The 16,271-nt window shown below is 63.5% G+C and carries 13 protein-coding genes; 3 read left to right on the top strand and 10 right to left on the bottom strand.

Annotated elements, in window-relative coordinates:
• Positions 1–102: 102 nt before the first annotated feature.
• Entirely contained in the window at positions 103–2,001 is a 1,899-nt protein-coding gene (dnaK, locus tag C8263_RS11290; RefSeq protein WP_107138225.1) for a molecular chaperone DnaK, read from the bottom strand.
• A 231-nt stretch (positions 2,002–2,232) separates the two neighbouring features.
• Positions 2,233–2,802 carry a PAS domain S-box protein gene (locus C8263_RS11295; protein WP_107138226.1) on the bottom strand — a complete coding sequence of 190 codons (570 nt, stop codon included), beginning with the start codon at positions 2,800–2,802 and terminating at the stop codon, positions 2,233–2,235.
• A 105-nt stretch (positions 2,803–2,907) separates the two neighbouring features.
• On the opposite strand from C8263_RS11295, the gene C8263_RS11300 reads away from it, so the two are divergent.
• From C8263_RS11300 to dnaE, 3 genes are read left to right on the top strand one after another with little or no spacing between them, the layout of a single operon-like run.
• Complete coding sequence (locus C8263_RS11300; RefSeq protein WP_146160662.1) at positions 2,908–3,651, top strand: hypothetical protein; 744 nt, start codon at positions 2,908–2,910, stop codon at positions 3,649–3,651.
• Positions 3,648–4,544: a hypothetical protein gene (locus C8263_RS11305; protein ID WP_107138228.1), complete on the top strand. Its 897-nt coding sequence runs from the start codon at positions 3,648–3,650 to the stop codon at positions 4,542–4,544. The genes C8263_RS11300 and C8263_RS11305 overlap by 4 nt, the downstream gene beginning before the upstream one ends.
• Positions 4,545–4,601: 57 nt before the next feature.
• Positions 4,602–9,911: a DNA polymerase III subunit alpha gene (dnaE, locus tag C8263_RS11310; protein ID WP_107138229.1), complete on the top strand. Its 5,310-nt coding sequence runs from the start codon at positions 4,602–4,604 to the stop codon at positions 9,909–9,911.
• Between the two features lie 25 nt (positions 9,912–9,936).
• Here the strand turns inward: dnaE and C8263_RS11315 are convergent, their stop codons facing one another.
• The 8 genes from C8263_RS11315 to C8263_RS11350 form a co-directional block, all read right to left on the bottom strand.
• On the bottom strand, positions 9,937–10,557 hold the full coding sequence (locus C8263_RS11315) for an HNH endonuclease (RefSeq protein ID WP_158263789.1): 621 nt from the start codon (positions 10,555–10,557) through the stop codon (positions 9,937–9,939).
• 16 nt (positions 10,558–10,573) lie between these two features.
• Entirely contained in the window at positions 10,574–11,770 is a 1,197-nt protein-coding gene (locus tag C8263_RS11320; RefSeq protein ID WP_107138231.1) for an AAA family ATPase, read from the bottom strand.
• A gap of 180 nt (positions 11,771–11,950) precedes the next feature.
• Entirely contained in the window at positions 11,951–12,349 is a 399-nt protein-coding gene (locus C8263_RS11325; protein WP_146160663.1) for a hypothetical protein, read from the bottom strand.
• Between the two features lie 50 nt (positions 12,350–12,399).
• Positions 12,400–13,251, bottom strand: a complete 852-nt coding sequence (locus C8263_RS11330; protein ID WP_107138233.1) for a LysM peptidoglycan-binding domain-containing protein — start codon at positions 13,249–13,251, stop codon at positions 12,400–12,402.
• 69 nt (positions 13,252–13,320) lie between these two features.
• Positions 13,321–13,776, bottom strand: coding sequence for a DUF488 domain-containing protein (locus C8263_RS11335; protein ID WP_107138234.1), 456 nt, complete (start codon positions 13,774–13,776; stop codon positions 13,321–13,323).
• 126 nt (positions 13,777–13,902) lie between these two features.
• Positions 13,903–14,979 carry a PilT/PilU family type 4a pilus ATPase gene (locus C8263_RS11340; RefSeq protein ID WP_107138235.1) on the bottom strand — a complete coding sequence of 359 codons (1,077 nt, stop codon included), beginning with the start codon at positions 14,977–14,979 and terminating at the stop codon, positions 13,903–13,905.
• A gap of 27 nt (positions 14,980–15,006) precedes the next feature.
• Positions 15,007–15,627 (bottom strand): DinB family protein, encoded by a 621-nt coding sequence (locus C8263_RS11345; protein WP_233218778.1) that lies wholly within the window; start codon positions 15,625–15,627, stop codon positions 15,007–15,009.
• Positions 15,628–15,660: 33 nt separating this feature from the next.
• Positions 15,661–16,221, bottom strand: a complete 561-nt coding sequence (locus C8263_RS11350; RefSeq protein ID WP_233218779.1) for a 5-formyltetrahydrofolate cyclo-ligase — start codon at positions 16,219–16,221, stop codon at positions 15,661–15,663.
• Positions 16,222–16,271 lie beyond the last annotated feature (50 nt).

Consider the following 16,271-nt stretch of genomic DNA (forward strand, 5'->3'; position numbering starts at 1 on the left):
CTTGCGGAACATTGGATTCAGAGTAGTGGAGAAGCGGCGGGGAGAGGCGGCGCGCTGGCCGTCCTCTCCCCTGGGGTGGTGTGTCTTGCGGAGGACGCGCGTTTACTCAGCCGGCTTGAAGTCCGCGTCAATCACGTCGTCGTCGGCCTTGCTCGCCTGGGGCTGGCCCGGGGCACCGGCGCCGGCGTCCTGCCCCTGGCTGCCCGCCTGCGCGGCGGTCATAAAGGCGCGCAGTTCCTCTTCCAGCCGCTTCTGGGCGGCGTCAATCTTGGCGTCGTCGTCGGCCTTCACGGCTTCCTCGGCCTCGTCGGCGGCGGCCTTGAGCTTGTCCTTGGCATCCTGAGCCGCGCCCCCTTGCTCCTCAATCTGGCCCAGGGCCTGCACGCGCAGACTGTCAAGGTTGTTGCGCTTCTCGACGCGCTCGCGGCGCTTCTTGTCGGCCTCGGCGTTCTGCTCGGCTTCCTTGACCATGCGCTCCACATCGCCCTTGTCCAGTGTGGTGGTGTTCTCGATGCGGATGCTGGCTTCCTTGCCGCTCTGCTTTTCCCTGGCCGTGACGTGCAGGATGCCGTTGGCGTCAATGTCGAAGGTGACTTCGATCTGCGGCGTGCCGGCGCGCATGGGCGGAATGCCTTCGAGCTTGAAGCGGCCCAGCGACTTGTTGTCGTTGGCCATGGGGCGCTCGCCCTGCAGCACGTTGATCTCCACGCCGGGCTGGTTGTTCTCGGCGGTGGTGTAGATCTCGGTCTTCTTGGCGGGGACCGTGGTGTTGCGGGTGATCATCGGGGCAATCATGCCGCCCTTGACCTCCACGCCCAGCGTCAGCGGGGTCACGTCCACCAGCACGATGTCGCCCAGCGAGGCGTCGCCCTGGATAATCCCGGCCTGCACGGCGGCGCCCAGCGCCACAGCCTCGTCGGGGTTCACGGACTCGTTCGGGGTCTTGCCCACGATCTCCTGCACGATGCGCTTGACGGCGGGAATACGGGTGGAACCGCCCACCAGAATCACCTCGTCAATCTTGCCCGCGTCCAGCTTGGCGTCGGCCAGGGCCTGCTCCACGGGCTTGCGGACGCGGCGCAGCAGGTCGGCGGTCAGTTCCTCGAACTTGGCGCGCGACAGGGTGCGCTCCAGGTGCATGGGGGTGCGGGTTTCGGGGTCAAAGGTGATAAAGGGCAGGCTGATGGTGGTCTCACTGGCATTGCTCAGCTCGATCTTGGCCTTTTCCGAGGCTTCGATCAGGCGCTGCAGGGCCTGCTTGTCCTTGCGCAGGTCAAAGGTGTTGTCCTTCTGAAACTCGCCCGCCAGCCAGTCCACGATGCGCTGGTCAAAGTCCGCGCCGCCCAGGTGGGTGTCGCCGGAGGTGGACTTGACTTCGAAGACGCCGTCACCCAGTTCCAGGATGGTCACGTCGAAGGTGCCGCCCCCCAGGTCGAAGACCAGCACGGTCTCGTTGCCCTTGCGCTCCAGGCCGTAGGCCAGCGCGGCGGCGGTGGGCTCGTTGATCACGCGCAGCACGTTCAGGCCTGCAATCTCGCCGGCCTGCTTGGTGGCTTCACGCTGAGAGTTGTCGAAGTACGCGGGCACGGTGACCACCACGTCCTTGATTTTCTCGCCCAGCTTGGCGCTGGCGTCCTGCACCAGCTTGCCCAGCACCTCGGCGCTGACCTGCTCCGGGGCCAGGTCCTTGCCGTTCACTTCAATGCGCACGGAGCCGCCAGGGCCTTCCTTGACCGTAAAGGGGCTGCGCGCGGCTTCCTCTTTCACTTCGTCCCAGCGGCGGCCGATGAAGCGCTTGACTTCAAAGAGGGTGGCGGCCGGGTTCAGCGCGGCCTGACGGCGGGCAATCTGGCCCACCAGACGCTCGTCGCCCTTGTAGGCCACAACGGAGGGGGTGGTGCGCGCACCTTCGGCGTTCACGATCACTTCGGGGCGACCGCCTTCCATCACGGCGATCACGGAGTTGGTGGTACCAAGGTCAATTCCGACGGCTTTGGGCATGTTGACTCCTGTAAGTGTGGGGATTTGCCGCCCCATGGGCAGCAGTTCTGACTGCCATCCATCATAGGCCCACAGTTGAGGAGTGTCAATAGAGTTGAGTGTATTGCGCTCAACTTTAGATGGACGACGCCAGCCGGATGCAGGCCCCTGGCCGTCTGTGCCGGGGGGCGGGTGGACCAGAGTCAGGTTGTCCACGCCCGGAGGGGCGCTTCTGTGCCCTCAACCTGAGGTTCAGGTTTCGCTGAGTTCGCCCAGCGGCACCACCGCCGCCACATTGCCCACGATGCGGCCCGCGTGCCAGCGGGGCGTGCCCGTCACAATCACGTCCACCAGCACCCCGTCGGGCCGCCGCAGCCGCGTGCGGTACGACGAACTCTGGCCGCCCCGGCGCTCGGTGCGGGCCGCTTGCAGGCGGGCATGGTCCTCGGGCAGCGTGAATTCAAACGGGGTACGCCCCAGTACCCGCTCGGGCGCCACCCCCAGCATGCGGGCGTAGGCGCGGTTCACGTACACAAAGCGCCCGTCTTCATCGGTAACCGTCAGGCCGTGCTCCACGCTTTCCATCAGCTGCCGGGCAAAGGCCAGCTCTTCGCCGTAGGATTCCTGCAACAGGCGGTGGCCACGCACCATGCGCACCACGCGCGGGGCCAGCCACGCGGCAATCAGCTGCACGGCGATCAGGGGGGCCAGTACCCAGAAGGCCTCCGGGCGCGGCACCAGCCACACCACCAGAAAACTGTCCAGCGCCAGCAGGGCGAACAGCATGTACGCCCAGCGCAGCTCCAGCTGGCCTGGTCTCATGCCTTAGGGTGCGCGGACCAGGGTTACAGGGCTCTTACAGAAGTCTGACTGAGGGCTGGGGCAGGTGCGGCAACGTGCAGCGCCGGGCCCCCCTACACTGGGGCCATGGCTCGTCCGCGCCCGCAGGGGTTGATGCTGGCCCGCTCCACGGGGCTGGCGGCGGCGCTGCTGAGCCTGTCGCTGTGGGCCACGCTCCGGAGCGGGCCTGCGGAGCCTGTGGCCCTGATGCTGCTGGGCCTGCAGGCGCTGGCGGTGGCTGCGCTGTGGGGCCAGACGCTGGGCAGCCTCCTGCAGGCCTACTGGCCGGCGGCCCCCGGCACCCCGCCGGACCCGGCCCATCCCCAGGTGCGCCCGCCCCTGACGCGGCCGGTGGCCCGCCGGCTGGTCAACGTACCTGTGGGGCTTTGCCTGATGACAGTGGCCGCCGCGTTGGTGCTGATTCGGCCGTGGACCGACCCAGCGGTGACGGCCCAGGCCACCGCCCTTAAACTCCGTGAGGTGTTGCAAAGCCGGGGCTGGCAACCCGTGGCCTGCCCACCTGCGCCCCATGCCTCCGAAGCCCCGGCCAGGTGTGTGGGCGTTATGGCCGATGGGCCGACAGCCTGGCCCCAGCTCCTGGCGGTACTCAACGACCAGTTCGGGTCTGTGAATGCCGAGCGGTCCCGGAACGGCGGCCTGATGATGGGAACTCTGCCGGTGCCCGTGACGCCTCCCCTGGGCCGTGGGGGTGGCGTGGAGGTCTCCTTCTTCGGTCTGACCTTCAGCCCTGAACAGCCCCCGTCATCCTCCCTGCAAGACTGGCTGGCGCAGCAGCTCACGCCGTCCATCGTTCGTCTGGAGACGCCATGAGCGGCCCAGCCCTGGAACCGGTGGCGCCGCATTTCGTGGCGCGGCCCCGCCGGGCGGGAGTGCGGGTACTGAAGGTCTGCATTGCCCTGCTGATGGTGCTGGCGGGCTTGCTGCTGGGCACCCTGTTCCTTGAACCCGGCAGAGTGGGGGGCCCGCCCGCGTTTCTGGAAGAGCTGATGGTGGCGCTGGGCACGCTGAATTTTCTGGTGCTGGCCGCCGCGCTGCACGCCCAGCTGGGGGCGCAGGCCGGGCGTGTGCCCTCGCTGTGGCAGCTGTGGCGCAACCCGGCGCTGCGCGACCTGCCAGAGCTGCCCCCGCTGCCCCGCTGGAAACTGGCGCTGTGCTACGGCGTGCCTCTGCTGGCGATGGCGGGGCTGTTTGGCCTGCAGTCGCAAATCTCGGCCCGGATGAATGATGTCGGCGCCGCGGTTCAGGACGAAGCGCAATTGGAGCCAAGAGCGGTGCGGCTGCCAGGTTTTCCCATGATTCAGCTGGACTGCGCGGCGGTGCCCCTCCTCACCACCGCACAGAGCCGCTGTTTCATTCTCTCCCCGAGGGCGGCGCAGCCGGACCCGCAGCGCTTTCTGGACGCCTGGACCGACCACATGCGGGCCTGGGTGGACTGGAGCGGCCCGGAACCCGTCTGGCGTGAAGCGCCCCCCCTGACGCTGAAGGTGTGGCAGGGAGGCGGTTTTGCTGGAGCGGATCAACGCGTGGCGCTGCGCGTGCGCCGGGGGAACGAGCCACAGGAAGTGCCCGTGAACCACCGCCTGCTGTTCCTGAGCCGCACAGCGCAGCGAACAGGCTCCGTGCCCCCGGCCTCACGGGCCCTGGCGGACTGGCTGGGTCGGCAGGTGTTTCAGACCCTGCTGGTGGTGACACCCGAGGACTAGGGCCGTCAACCCCCGGGCGTCACTGAAGCGTTCTGGGCCTCGCCCTATCCTGAAGCGGTGACCGCCCCCGACGCCGCTGCCCCCCATCTTCACCTGCCCGACGGCTCCTGCTGCAAGCCGAAGAAGTTCGCCCACCTGCACCAGCACACGCAATACAGCCTGCTGGACGGCGCGGCCAAGCTCAAGGACCTGCTGAAGTGGGCCAAGGAGGTCACGCCTGAGGGCTGCACGCCCGCCCTGGCCATGACCGACCACGGCAACATGCACGGCGCGGTGCATTTCTACAACTACGCCACCGGCATGGGGGTCAAGCCCATCATCGGGTACGAGGCCTATGTGGTCCCCGGGCAGGGCACCCGGCGCGACCGTACGCGCGGGCAGGACGGCGAGAAAGGCATCTTTCACCTGACGCTGCTGGCCCGCGACTTCGAGGGCTACCAGAACCTCTGCCGCCTGAGCAGCCGGGGGTACACGGAAGGCTATTACTACAAGCCGCGGATTGACCACGAACTGCTGCAGGAGCACCACAAAGGGGTGATCGCCTTTTCCGGCTGCCTGGGCAGCGAGGTGCAGCAGCTGCTGCTGCAGGGGCGCGAGGACGACGCCAAAAAGCGGCTGCTGTGGTACCGCGAGCTGTTTGGCGAGAACTACTTTATTGAGATTCAGGACCACGGGCTGCCCGAGCAGAAGAAGAACAACCCCATCCTGAGGGCCTGGGCGCAGGAACTGGGCATTGGGCTGGTGGCCACCAACGACGGCCATTACGTGAAAAAGTCCGACGCCACTGCGCACGAAACGCTGCTGGCCATTCAGACCAAAGCCACCCTGGCCGACGAGAACCGCTTCAAGTTTCCCTGCGACGAGTTCTATGTGAAGGACTTAGAGGAGATGCAGCGCGCCCTGCCGGTGGCCGACTGGGGCGAGGAGCCTTTTGACAACACCGCCATGATTGCCGAGTGGTGCAATGTGGACCTGCCAGTGGGCAAGAAGCGCGTGTACCAGATGCCCGAGCTGCCCATTCCCGAGGGCCGCACCATGCGCGAGGAACTGCGGGTGCAGACCTACCGGGGCACGGTCAAGCGGTATCCGGGTCACGCCACCGAAGGGCTGCTGCGCGACTACGCCCAGCGGTCTCTGGCCGCGCTGGGTGAGGACGCGCCGGCCGTGCTGGCCCGGGTCAAGGGCTGCGATGCCCGCACCTGCGACCTCGAGACCCTGCTGACCCTGATCGCCTTTATGGGTAGCGTCTGGGAGGACCGGGGCAAGGCGGCGGGCGAGAAGTACACCAAGTACCCGGCGCTGGAGCTGATGGAAGCCGAGGCCGAAGCGGGCCAGTTGCCCGCCTACGCCCATGAGGACTGCCGCAAGGCCAGCCAGAGAGACAGCGACACCCGCATTGAACTGGACCCGGCCCAGCCTGACGAGGAAACCACCCGCGCGCACCACGCCCACGCCCTGGTCATCCTGCGCCGCGCCGAGTACGAGCTGAGCGTCATCAACAACATGGGCTTCCCCGACTACTTCCTGATCGTGGCGGATTACATCAACTGGGCCAAGGATCAGGACATTTCGGTGGGGCCGGGGCGCGGCTCGGGCGCCGGGTCGCTGGTGGCCTATGCCATGCGGATTACCAACCTGGACCCGCTGGAATTCGAGCTGCTGTTCGAGCGCTTCCTGAACCCCGACCGCATCTCTATGCCCGACTTCGACATTGACTTCAACGACGCGCGGCGCAGTGAGGTCATTGCCTACGTGCAGGACAAATACGGCGAGGACAAGGTGGCGCAGATTGCCACCTTCGGAACGATGGCCAGCAAGGCGTGCCTGAAAGATGTGGCGCGCGTGATGGGCCTGGAATACGCCAAGGTGGACAAGGTCAGCAAGCTCATTCCCATCAAGTTCGGCAAGAGCTACAGCCTGGAGCAGGCGCGCGACGCCGTGCCGGACATTCAGCAGATGCTGGCCGAGGACGCGCAGCTGCTGGAAGCCTATGAATTTGCCCAGAAGCTGGAAGGGCTGACCCGCCACGCCTCGGTGCACGCGGCCGGCGTGGTGATTGGCAAGACACAGCTGACTGACCTCGTGCCGGTCATGCGCGACACCAGCGGCGAGGGCATGGTCTGCCAGTACGACATGAAGGCCGTTGAGGACATCGGCCTGATCAAGATGGACTTTCTGGGCCTGCGCACCCTGTCCTTTCTGGACGAGGCCAAACGCATCCTCAAGGAATCCGGCACCGACTTCGAGGACACCTACGGCACCTTCGACAACATTCCCTTCGACGACGCCCGGACCTACGAGCTGATGAGCCGGGGCGACACCAAGGGCGTTTTTCAGCTGGAAGGGGCCGGGATTGCCGACGCCAGCCGCCGCCTCAAGCCGCGCCGACTGGCCGACATCATCGCGCTCTCGGCGCTGTACCGCCCAGGGCCGATGGAAAACATTCCCACCTACGTTCGCCGTCACCACGGCCTGGAAGAGGTGGACTACGTGCGCGACGGGTTCTCGGCCAGCGCCAGGTATCTGGAGAAAATCCTGGCGGAAACCTACGGCATTCCCGTGTACCAGGAGCAGATCATGCAGATTGCTTCGGAGGTTGCGGGCTTCAGCTTAGGCGGCGCCGACCTGCTGCGCCGAGCGATGGGCAAGAAGGACGCCGAGGAGATGAAGCGGCAGCGCCAGATCTTCGTGGACGGTGCAGAGAAGAACGGCGTTTTAAAAGAAGAAGGCAATAAACTCTTTGATTTGCTGGACGCATTTGCAAATTACGGGTTCAATAAATGTTTGACGGGCGACACCCGTGTGCCCGTGGCGGGCGGCGAGCTGCGCCGCATGGAAGACCTGTACCGGGAGGGCCAGCCGGTCCAGTTGCCCAGCGTGAACGCCGCGTATCGCCTGGAACTGCGGCCCACCGGCCAGTTCTTCGACAACGGCGTCAAGCCTGTCTTCAGGGTAAGAACCGCGCTGGGCCGCGAACTGACCGCCACTGGCAACCACCCGCTGCTGACGCTGGACGGCTGGCGGAACGTGGAGGACCTGACGGCGGGCGACCGGATTGCCGCGCCCGCCCGCCTGCCTGAACTGGGTACCGACAGCTGGCCTGACTACGAAGCGGGCCTGCTGGGCTGGGTGCTGGCCGAGGGCAACACCTGTCACCCCTGCGGCGCGTACCTGTACTCGCAGAGTGAAGCGCAGGTGGCCGACATGGTGGCGCTGGCCGGGCAGTTTCCGAACACCCAGCCCAGCGTCAAGCTGCGCCCCGAGCGGCAGAACGTGCACGACGTGTACCTGGGCAGCGGCGTACGCGGCAGCGCAGGCGGTAAATCTGGCGTGCGCCTGTGGCTGGAGGAGCTGGGCCTGGTGGGCGTCAAGGCCACTGAAAAGGCGTTGCCTGCCGCCGCCTTTCGCCTGAACAACGCCTCGCTGGCCGTGCTGGTGGGCCGCTACTGGTCGGGCGACGGCTTCCTGTTCGGGCCGGGGAACACCACGCCCTACGCCGCCACCTCGTCGCGCCAGCTGGCCGATGACCTGGCCCACGTGCTGCTGCGCCTGGGCATGGTCGCCAAAGTCACCGAGAAGCACTTCGGCTACGCGCGCGGCCAGGACAAGGCAGGCCGCACCGGCTATACCGTGCATCTGGTGGGGCGGCGCTCCATAGACCAGTTTCTGGCTGTGGTGGCGCCACATCTGGTGGGCCGCGAGGAGCAACTGGCTGGCCTGCGCGCGTATTACGCGGGTATGCCGCAGGGCCGCGAAACGGTGGACACGGTGCCGGCCAGCATCAAGGTGCGGGTGCAGAGCGCCAAGCTGGCCAGCGGCCTGAGCTGGGGTGACATTGAGGCCCACACAGGCGTCTGTACCAAGGAACTGTATGGCGCGCCCAGGGCCCACAAGAAGGGCTTTCGCCGCACGACCATTCAGATCCTGGGCGAGTTCTTCGAGGACACCGCCCTGCTGGACGCCTGCTCGGATGACCTGTACTGGGACACCATCGTCAGCATTGAGCCAGCCGGCGAGGCGCAAACCTACGACCTGGAAGTGCCCGGTACGCACAACTTCGTGGCCAACGACCTGGTGGTGCACAACAGCCACTCGGCTGCTTACGGCGTGATCACTTATCAAACGGCCTGGCTCAAAGCAAACTACCCCGTTCAATTTATGGCCGCGCTTTTAACGGTGGAGCGCAAGGATTCCGACAAAGTTGCAGAATATATCAGTGACGCCCGCAAGATGGACGTGCGGGTGCTGCCGCCCGACATCAACCGCTCAGCGGCTGACTTCGCGGTGCAGGGCGAGGAGATTCTGTTCGGCCTGTACGCCATCAAGGGGCTGGGCGAGGCCGCCGTGCTGAAGATTCTGGACGAGCGCGAGCGCGCCGGGCGCTACAAGTCGCTGGCGGACTTCTGCGCGCGCCTGGGCAACAAGGTCTGCAACCGCAAGGCGCTGGAAAGCCTGATCAAGAGCGGCGCCTTTGACGAATTCGGCGAGCGCAACCAGCTGCTGCACAGCCTGGAAGACGCCCTGGCCGACGCCGCCGGCGCCGCTGAAGTGAACGCCCGCGCCCAGAGCGGGATGGCGATGATGTTCGGCATGGACGAGGTCAAGCAGGAGCGCCCCCTGCGCGCCGGCATCGCGCCCTTTACCGACCTGGAACGCCTGAGCATTGAGAAAGAGGCCCTGGGCCTGTACATCTCCGGCCACCCGCTGGAACAGCACGAAGGGCTGCGCGAGGCGGCCAGCTGCCGCATCTCGGACCTGGACACGTGGTTCCAGACGCAGAAGGTGGCCCCCGGCAAACGCATCAAGGCCGTGCTGGCGGGCATGATCGAGAGCGTGGTCAAGAAGCCCACCAAATCGGGCGGCATGATGGCCCGCTTTATCCTGGCCGACGAATCCGGGCAGACCGAACTGGTGGCCTTTTCCCGCGCCTACGACCGCATTCAGGAGCGGCTGGTCAACGACACGCCCGCCCTGGTGATCGTGGAACTGGAATCCGAGGACGGCGGCCTGCGCGCCATCGCCGAGGAAGTGGTGAGCGTGGAGCAGCTGGCCGACGTGCCCAAGGTCATGTACGTGACCATTGACTTAGAAACCGCCAGCCCGGACGCGGTGGGCGAGTTTCAGAGCGTGTTGGACGAACACGCGGGGAGCATGCCCACCTACCTGCGCCTGGAAACGCCCGAACAGTTCGTGCTGTACCAGCTGGACCACGGCATGGGCAGCCCGGAGGCCATTCGCGTGCTGAACCAGACCTTTCCCTGGGCCGAAGCTTATCTGGCCTACGACCAGCAGACGATCCTGGGCCGCTTTGCGCCCAAGCCGCCGGCTTGGATGAACAGGCAGAATGGGGGGGGGATGCGGGCGTGAAGTTGTTAAAATAAGAGCCTTATTCTTAAATCAACTTATGAATTTTTAGGAAATGGAATGTCGCTAAAGAATACTCCATTTCCTTTTTAGATTCTCGTAAAAGGCGTTTTTTAATCAATGCTTTCACTTCTGGGTCACGCTCTGTGTCAAACTGGTATATAAGATTATGGAGCTCCTTTAATTTTTTGTTTATATTGACTATTAAATCATCTCTAATATCTAGTTCAAGGGCTAATATGAGCTTCTTGCCCTCTGGCGTGCTGTAGTATATTTGGCTCCCCACGTAATAGATATGATGCTCTGGTTTATTGGTGTATGGTGACAGCAAGGAAATTGTTGTGCCTAAATTGCTCTTCTTGTTGTTGCATACGGAACAACAGATAGTTAGATTCCTATGACTGAAGATCCCGGAGGCGTCGTGAGAAGCTATAAACTTTGCTTTCGGTATGACGTGATCCAAATCTCCAAATTGATTACCCATTATTTTTGTTTCGCAATAGACGCACTTGCCACTGACTTCCCTGATAATCAGCTCTTTTAGGGGTGCGTAATTATACTTTCTTAGGAGATCATTGGGAATTGCTGAGTTTGTATCTAAAATCTTTTGTGCTTCCGAAATATTTTCATTAATATAGTCTAGAATCACTTGGTCGGGGGTAAGCTTATTTATTCTTCTCATGTCTTAATTTCATGAGCTCAGTAAAAGCTCGAAGAGAATACTCACCTAGTCCCTCTTGCTCCAATCTAGTCTCAACACGCTTCATATTCTCGGCAGAAGGCTCACTAAAACTAAAATCTCTAATAATTTTCTCATACCTTTCTCTGGCCCAAATGGGCATGGAGGACGATGTTCCTAGTGCATTCTGCAAAATCCCTTCATAATCAGTGGCGGTGTCTACAGCTGTAAGAAGTTTAGCAGATATTGTGCTTTCGCCAAATTCAAATTTGTAAATATAGGAGAGTTCTACCGAAGACAGAATCAAAGGACTGTGAGTGGAGACTATAAATTGGTGATCTTGAAATGCCTTCATAAGGCTGGGAATCAGCTTTCTCTGCAATGACGGATGCAAATGATTCTCCGGCTCATCTATAACTACTATGGTGTGTTCCGAGCACATTTTTGATGCTACAAAGCATTTCCAACAAAGATCAAAGATTGTCGAAAGTCCACTGGAAGCACTATCAATACTAAACCGCCCCAAGTCTGTAACTACTTTAACGTCCTCCTTATCAATCTCGAGTGTGCGAAACTTAATCTCTTCCGGGATGGCCAATCTTAATATATCAATAAACTCATTTAAGTAGACTTGATAGGTTATATTAGGATTAACATATTGATTGCCAAATCCGAAAACAGCCCATGATAGAATTGAGTCCTTCATGCCTCTTAGCGGGACATTTTCTATTATTTCCTTCTCTCCATCTAGAGGTTTGTAAGACGGATTGACCAAACTTTTTATCATTGAAGATTCAATAGCAGGTCCAGCCCGAACTGAAGATATAGATGTGGCAGTATATGCCTCTCTGTTTGATTTGATGTACGCACCTTTGAATGTGCTATTGGCATGGTTGCTAACGTTTAAACTGTAGGAGTACGACTCTCCATATCTAAAACTCTTCTTAATTTCGAAATATGACCCTCCGTAGGTTATCTCAGCTATCTTGCTTTCTGGCAAATTTACGGGGTCTTCGGACTGTATAAATTTGACATCATGTCCAAGAAAAGCGGCTATAACTTTACATATAGACGTTTTTCCGGTACCATTAACTCCGGTAAGGAAGGTTATTCTATCATGAAAATCAATATTTATATCCCTAAAAAGTTGCCAATTGCGTACACTGAGTCGTTCGATCTTCATGCTTGACCTCACTTAATCTAAACCTTTAACTATCTGGGAGTATTCACACTAACGGCGCTTTAGTCGCTTTTGATCGACATGCGAACATTACTATAGACATATCTGCATCTCCTAAATCTAAAATTGTCAGATTCAATGCAAAGCAGTGAAGGGAATGCCTTTCTCTTTGCTCGCTGATCCTTAATGCGTTACTCTTCCCCCAGAAACTATCCCTACCACCTTGTTCAACACTTTCAGCACCTCACCTAGTGCTGCTGTGTTTTGCGCCTGGTTCTGCCAGAAGGCCAGCGTCTTTACCTGCCCATTCGCCTGCACCTTCACCTGAATGCGTGCCTCGTCCGGCACCGGCTGGTAATTGCCCGGCACTTTCACCGCCAGGGCAACGGCTAGAGCGGCATTCACCTGTTTCAGCAAGGCGGGGGGCACCGTGCCGGTAAACGCCTGCCGCGTTTGCCCTCGCTGGCGCGTCACTTTCGCCTGTCCATTGCCGTACAGGGTCACAGTGGTGATGCCACCAAACGTGTTCTGCCCGGCCTGATAGGTGAGGGTGTCGGTGGCGGTGGAGAGGAGCGGTGTCATGGGGGCACCTCCGGTCAGCAAGGCGGTGCCCAGCAACGCGGCTTTCAGGCTCATCGGCGCAGCACCGTGCCGGGCTTCAGAACCCGGGTGTCGGGAATTACGGCCTTGTTCTTCTGGTACAGGGCTTCGGCCTGCTTGCTGGTGCCGTAGAAGCGCAGGGCCAGCCCCAGCAGCGTGTCGCCCCGGCGCACGGTGTAGGTGGGGCTCAGCACCCCGGTCAGCGGTTGGCCCAGGGCGCTGGAAATGTCCCGGGCCAGCACCTGCCCGTGCCGCAGCTTCACGTCGGCCTTCGCCTCGCCCTCGGCGTAGTAGTTGCCCATCAAGGAGTGGTCGGTTTTCACACCGGGGGACGTGGCGGTTTTGCGGTTCGCGGCGCCCGCGTCCACGTACTCGTCTTTCAGGCCCAGCTGGTGCCCCAGTTCGTGCGCGCGGTCCTGCGGGGCGGACTTCACGTACCAGTTCGTCAGGTTGTCGCGGCCCTCGCCGGGGTTCAGGGTCAGGCTCAGGTGGGCCTTGGTGCTCACGAATTTCAGGGCCATCTGCAGGGGTTTGCTGCGGCCCTGCTTGTCTTTCAGCAAAAAGCGGGCGTCCCAGTAGCGGGCGAATTCCAGGGCAGTGGCCGCCTGCACGTTCTTCACGTCGCTGGCCTTGACGCCCCCAGCCGCCTTCACCTGAGCGTGAATCTCGACCCGGTAGGCGCTGGGCGTGTTCTGCACCTGATACGCCGCTGTCCAGCCATACGGTGGGTCCGACACCTGCCGCTTGACCTGCACAGGCTTGGCCGGGGCCGCAGCCGTGCGGGTGGGCGCCGCCGCCTGACGCAGGGCGGGCGGCTGGGGCGTCAGGGTGGACGCGGGGGCGGCGCCGGGCTGGGCCGGTTTTCGTGCAGGGGGCTCGAACATGAGAACGCTCCTCTGGGGCGGGATGTGGACACCACCATACCAGGGCGCGGCGCTCTGTTCAGACGCTTTTCAGCGGCGCGGTGACACCAGATCCACCACATCCCCCACCCACCCCAGCGCCTGCAACCGCCCGGCAATCAGGCTGCGGTGGCACGCGCCCGCCTCGCGCTCGTAGCACAGCAGGGCCACCCGCTCCCGCGCCGCCAGGGCGCCCAGTTCGTCCAGCGCCTCGCCCTGGGTGGCCAGATGCAGGGTGTAGCCGGCTTTCAGCGCCGCAAAGTTCTTGTCCAGCTGGTACGCCTTGCGCAGCGCGGGCGGCGTGCCCAGCGCGCGCAGGTGCCGGTAGCTCATGCCCTGCTCCGCCAGCGCCTGCCCCAGCGCGGTTTTGCTGTAGCCCCGGCGGCGGCTCTGGGCACGCTCGCGGGTGTCCACCAGCATCGTCACTCCTGCGGCTTTCAGCGCGTCCAGAAAGGCCGGCAGTTCGGCATCCTCGTAGCCAATGGTCCAGAGGGTCGGCGCGGTCATGCCCCGCAGGGTAGGGGAGCGCGCCCCCAGGCAACCGTGAGCCCTGGCCAGCCCCACACAAGAAGGCGAGCCCCACAGGCCCGCCCTCCTTTGTTCCCACTTCCTCCCTGCGTCCCGCAGCCCTCTTTACGCGTACTGCGCCCGCATCATCATGATCTTCAGTTCGTGCGCGCTGGTGGCGCTGGCCAGGGCGTCTTCCTCGGTCATCAGCCCGGCCTGCACGAGGCTGGCCAGATGCTGGTCGAAGGTGTGCATGCCGCGCGCGCCGCCTTCCAGCAGGGCCTGCTTGATTTCCTCGGTGCGCTCGGGGTCCTTGATGCACTCGCGGACGGTGGGCGTGCCCAGCAGGATTTCCAGGCCCAGCACGCGCCCGCCCCCCGCCTTGGGCAGCAGCCGCTGGCTGATGATGCCCACGATGCTCTCCGACAGGCCCTGGCGAATCTGGTCGCGCTCGTGCGGCGCGAAGAAGTCAATGATGCGGTTGACGGTGCGAATGGCGTCCTGGGTGTGCAGCGTGGAAAACACAAGGTGGCCGGTCTGCGCCGCCGAGAGGGCCGCTTCCACGGTTTCCTTGTCACGCATCTCGCCAATCAGGATCACGTCGGGGTCCTGGCGCATGGAGGCGCGCAGGCCGTTGGCAAACGTCAGCGTGTCCATGCCCAGCTCGCGCTGGCTGATCATCGCCGTCTTGTCCCTGTGCAGCACCTCGATGGGGTCTTCCAGCGTCACGATGTTCACGGGCTGCGTGTCGTTGATGTGGTCCAGCAGGCTGGCCAGCGTGGTGGTCTTGCCGCTGCCGGTGGGCCCGGTGACCAGAATCAGGCCGCGTTCATGCTGCGCCAGCTGCTCAAAGGTGGCCTGGGGCAGCCCCAGCTGCTCGAAGGTGGGAATGGGCTTTTCCTCGATCACCCGCATGATCAGGCCAATGCTGCCGCGCTGCCAGTAGGCGTTCACGCGAAAGCGCGCCAGCCCGGGGATGCCGTAGGCAAAGTCAGCCTCGCGGCGCTGGGTAAATTCTTCCCACATGGCGGGGGTCATCATCTCGCGCGCAAAGCCCTCCACGTGGTCGGGGGCCAGCCTGGTTTCCCCGTAGCGCTTGATCAGGCCGTTCACGCGGCCCGCAGGTGCGCTTCCGGTACGCAGGTGGATGTCGCTGGCCCCTTCCTTGACCAGGGCAGACAGAACGCTGTTAAGGACACTCATGGCGCCCTCAGGGTAGGCCAGCGCCTCTTACAGTTTTGATGCAGGCGCCGGCAGCGCCTGGGTGCCCCCGCCCGGCGCCGTCTGGGCCGGTGCGCCGCGCAGGCGCCGGCTTTCCAGGTCCGCGTGCTGGGTCAGGTAGCGCAGCCACGCCTTGGGGCTCAGGGCACCCAGCTGGTTGTGCGGGGCGGTCAGGGCGTCGTCGGGGGCCACGCGGTGCAGGCGCCGCGCGAGGTCCACGGTGGCGGCGCGCGTGGTGGTCACCTGCGCGCGCAATCCGGCCAATGGGGTGTCCAGCGGGGGGCGGTGCGGGTGATAGCTGTCCTCGGTGGGGGCCTGGCCGCGCAGGGCCGCTTCAATGCGGCTCTGGCCCCAGCGCTCAATGCCAATGATGTGGCCCAGCAGTTCGCGGTTGGCGGGCGTGTCGGCGGCGCGCTCGCTGCGGCCCGTCAGAAAGGTGCCGGCGCGTTCCAGGCTCTGCGCCAGATCACTGTAAGAGGAGCGCGAGGCCGGGCGTTCCAGCACGCGGCTGACCACCAGCCCGGTCACCTCTTTCTTGCGGGTGCGGGCGAGGTAGGCGGCCCCGGCGGCCACGCCCACCGTGGCAACCGTGACAAGGGCGGGCACGTAAGGACTGGCGCGTCGGCTCATGCCGCATGGTACGCGCTGGGGGTCAGTGGGGTTTCAGGCTGGGTCACAGGCCACCACGCCGCCCGCCGTGCCGATCAGGGTCACCTGCGAGTCCGGCGGGCAGGGCAGGCGCGCACTCAGCATCAGCGGGTGGGCCAGGGTGTATTCCGGCAGGTCCAGCCCCAGGCCACGCGCCCCCCAGCCAAAGCCCTTGCCCAGCCGCCCGCCCTGGGGGTCGGCCGCCACGCAGGCCAGCACGGCCGCCTGGGCGCCGTCTGGAACGAGCACCGCCTCGCCGTACTCCGGCAGGGCACTCAGGCGCGCGCCCCGGGGGTCAGTCAGGCGCCAGTACCAGCCTGCCTTTTTCTGGTGCGGCACATACAGGGTCTTGCCTGCCTTCAGGGCCAGGGTGCGCAGCGGGTACAGGGCGCGTTCGGGGCCCACGATCAGCGTGTGCTGGGCCGCCACCTGGGCGCAGGCCAGCAGGGCGGCGGCGGCCCTGCGCGCGTGGGTGAAGTTGGGGCAGTGGCCATGTGGCGGCAGCGGGTAGGCGCAGGCCCGGCGCTGCATCAACTCATCCCACACCTGCTCGCGGTAGGCCCCGGCCGTCATCATGGCCCGCAGGGTAGGTCATCTGGCGGCGGCGCGCGGCGGGGGCCCTGGCC

This window comes from Deinococcus arcticus (genome assembly GCF_003028415.1).
GTDB classification, from domain to species: Bacteria; Deinococcota; Deinococci; order Deinococcales; family Deinococcaceae; genus Deinococcus; species Deinococcus arcticus.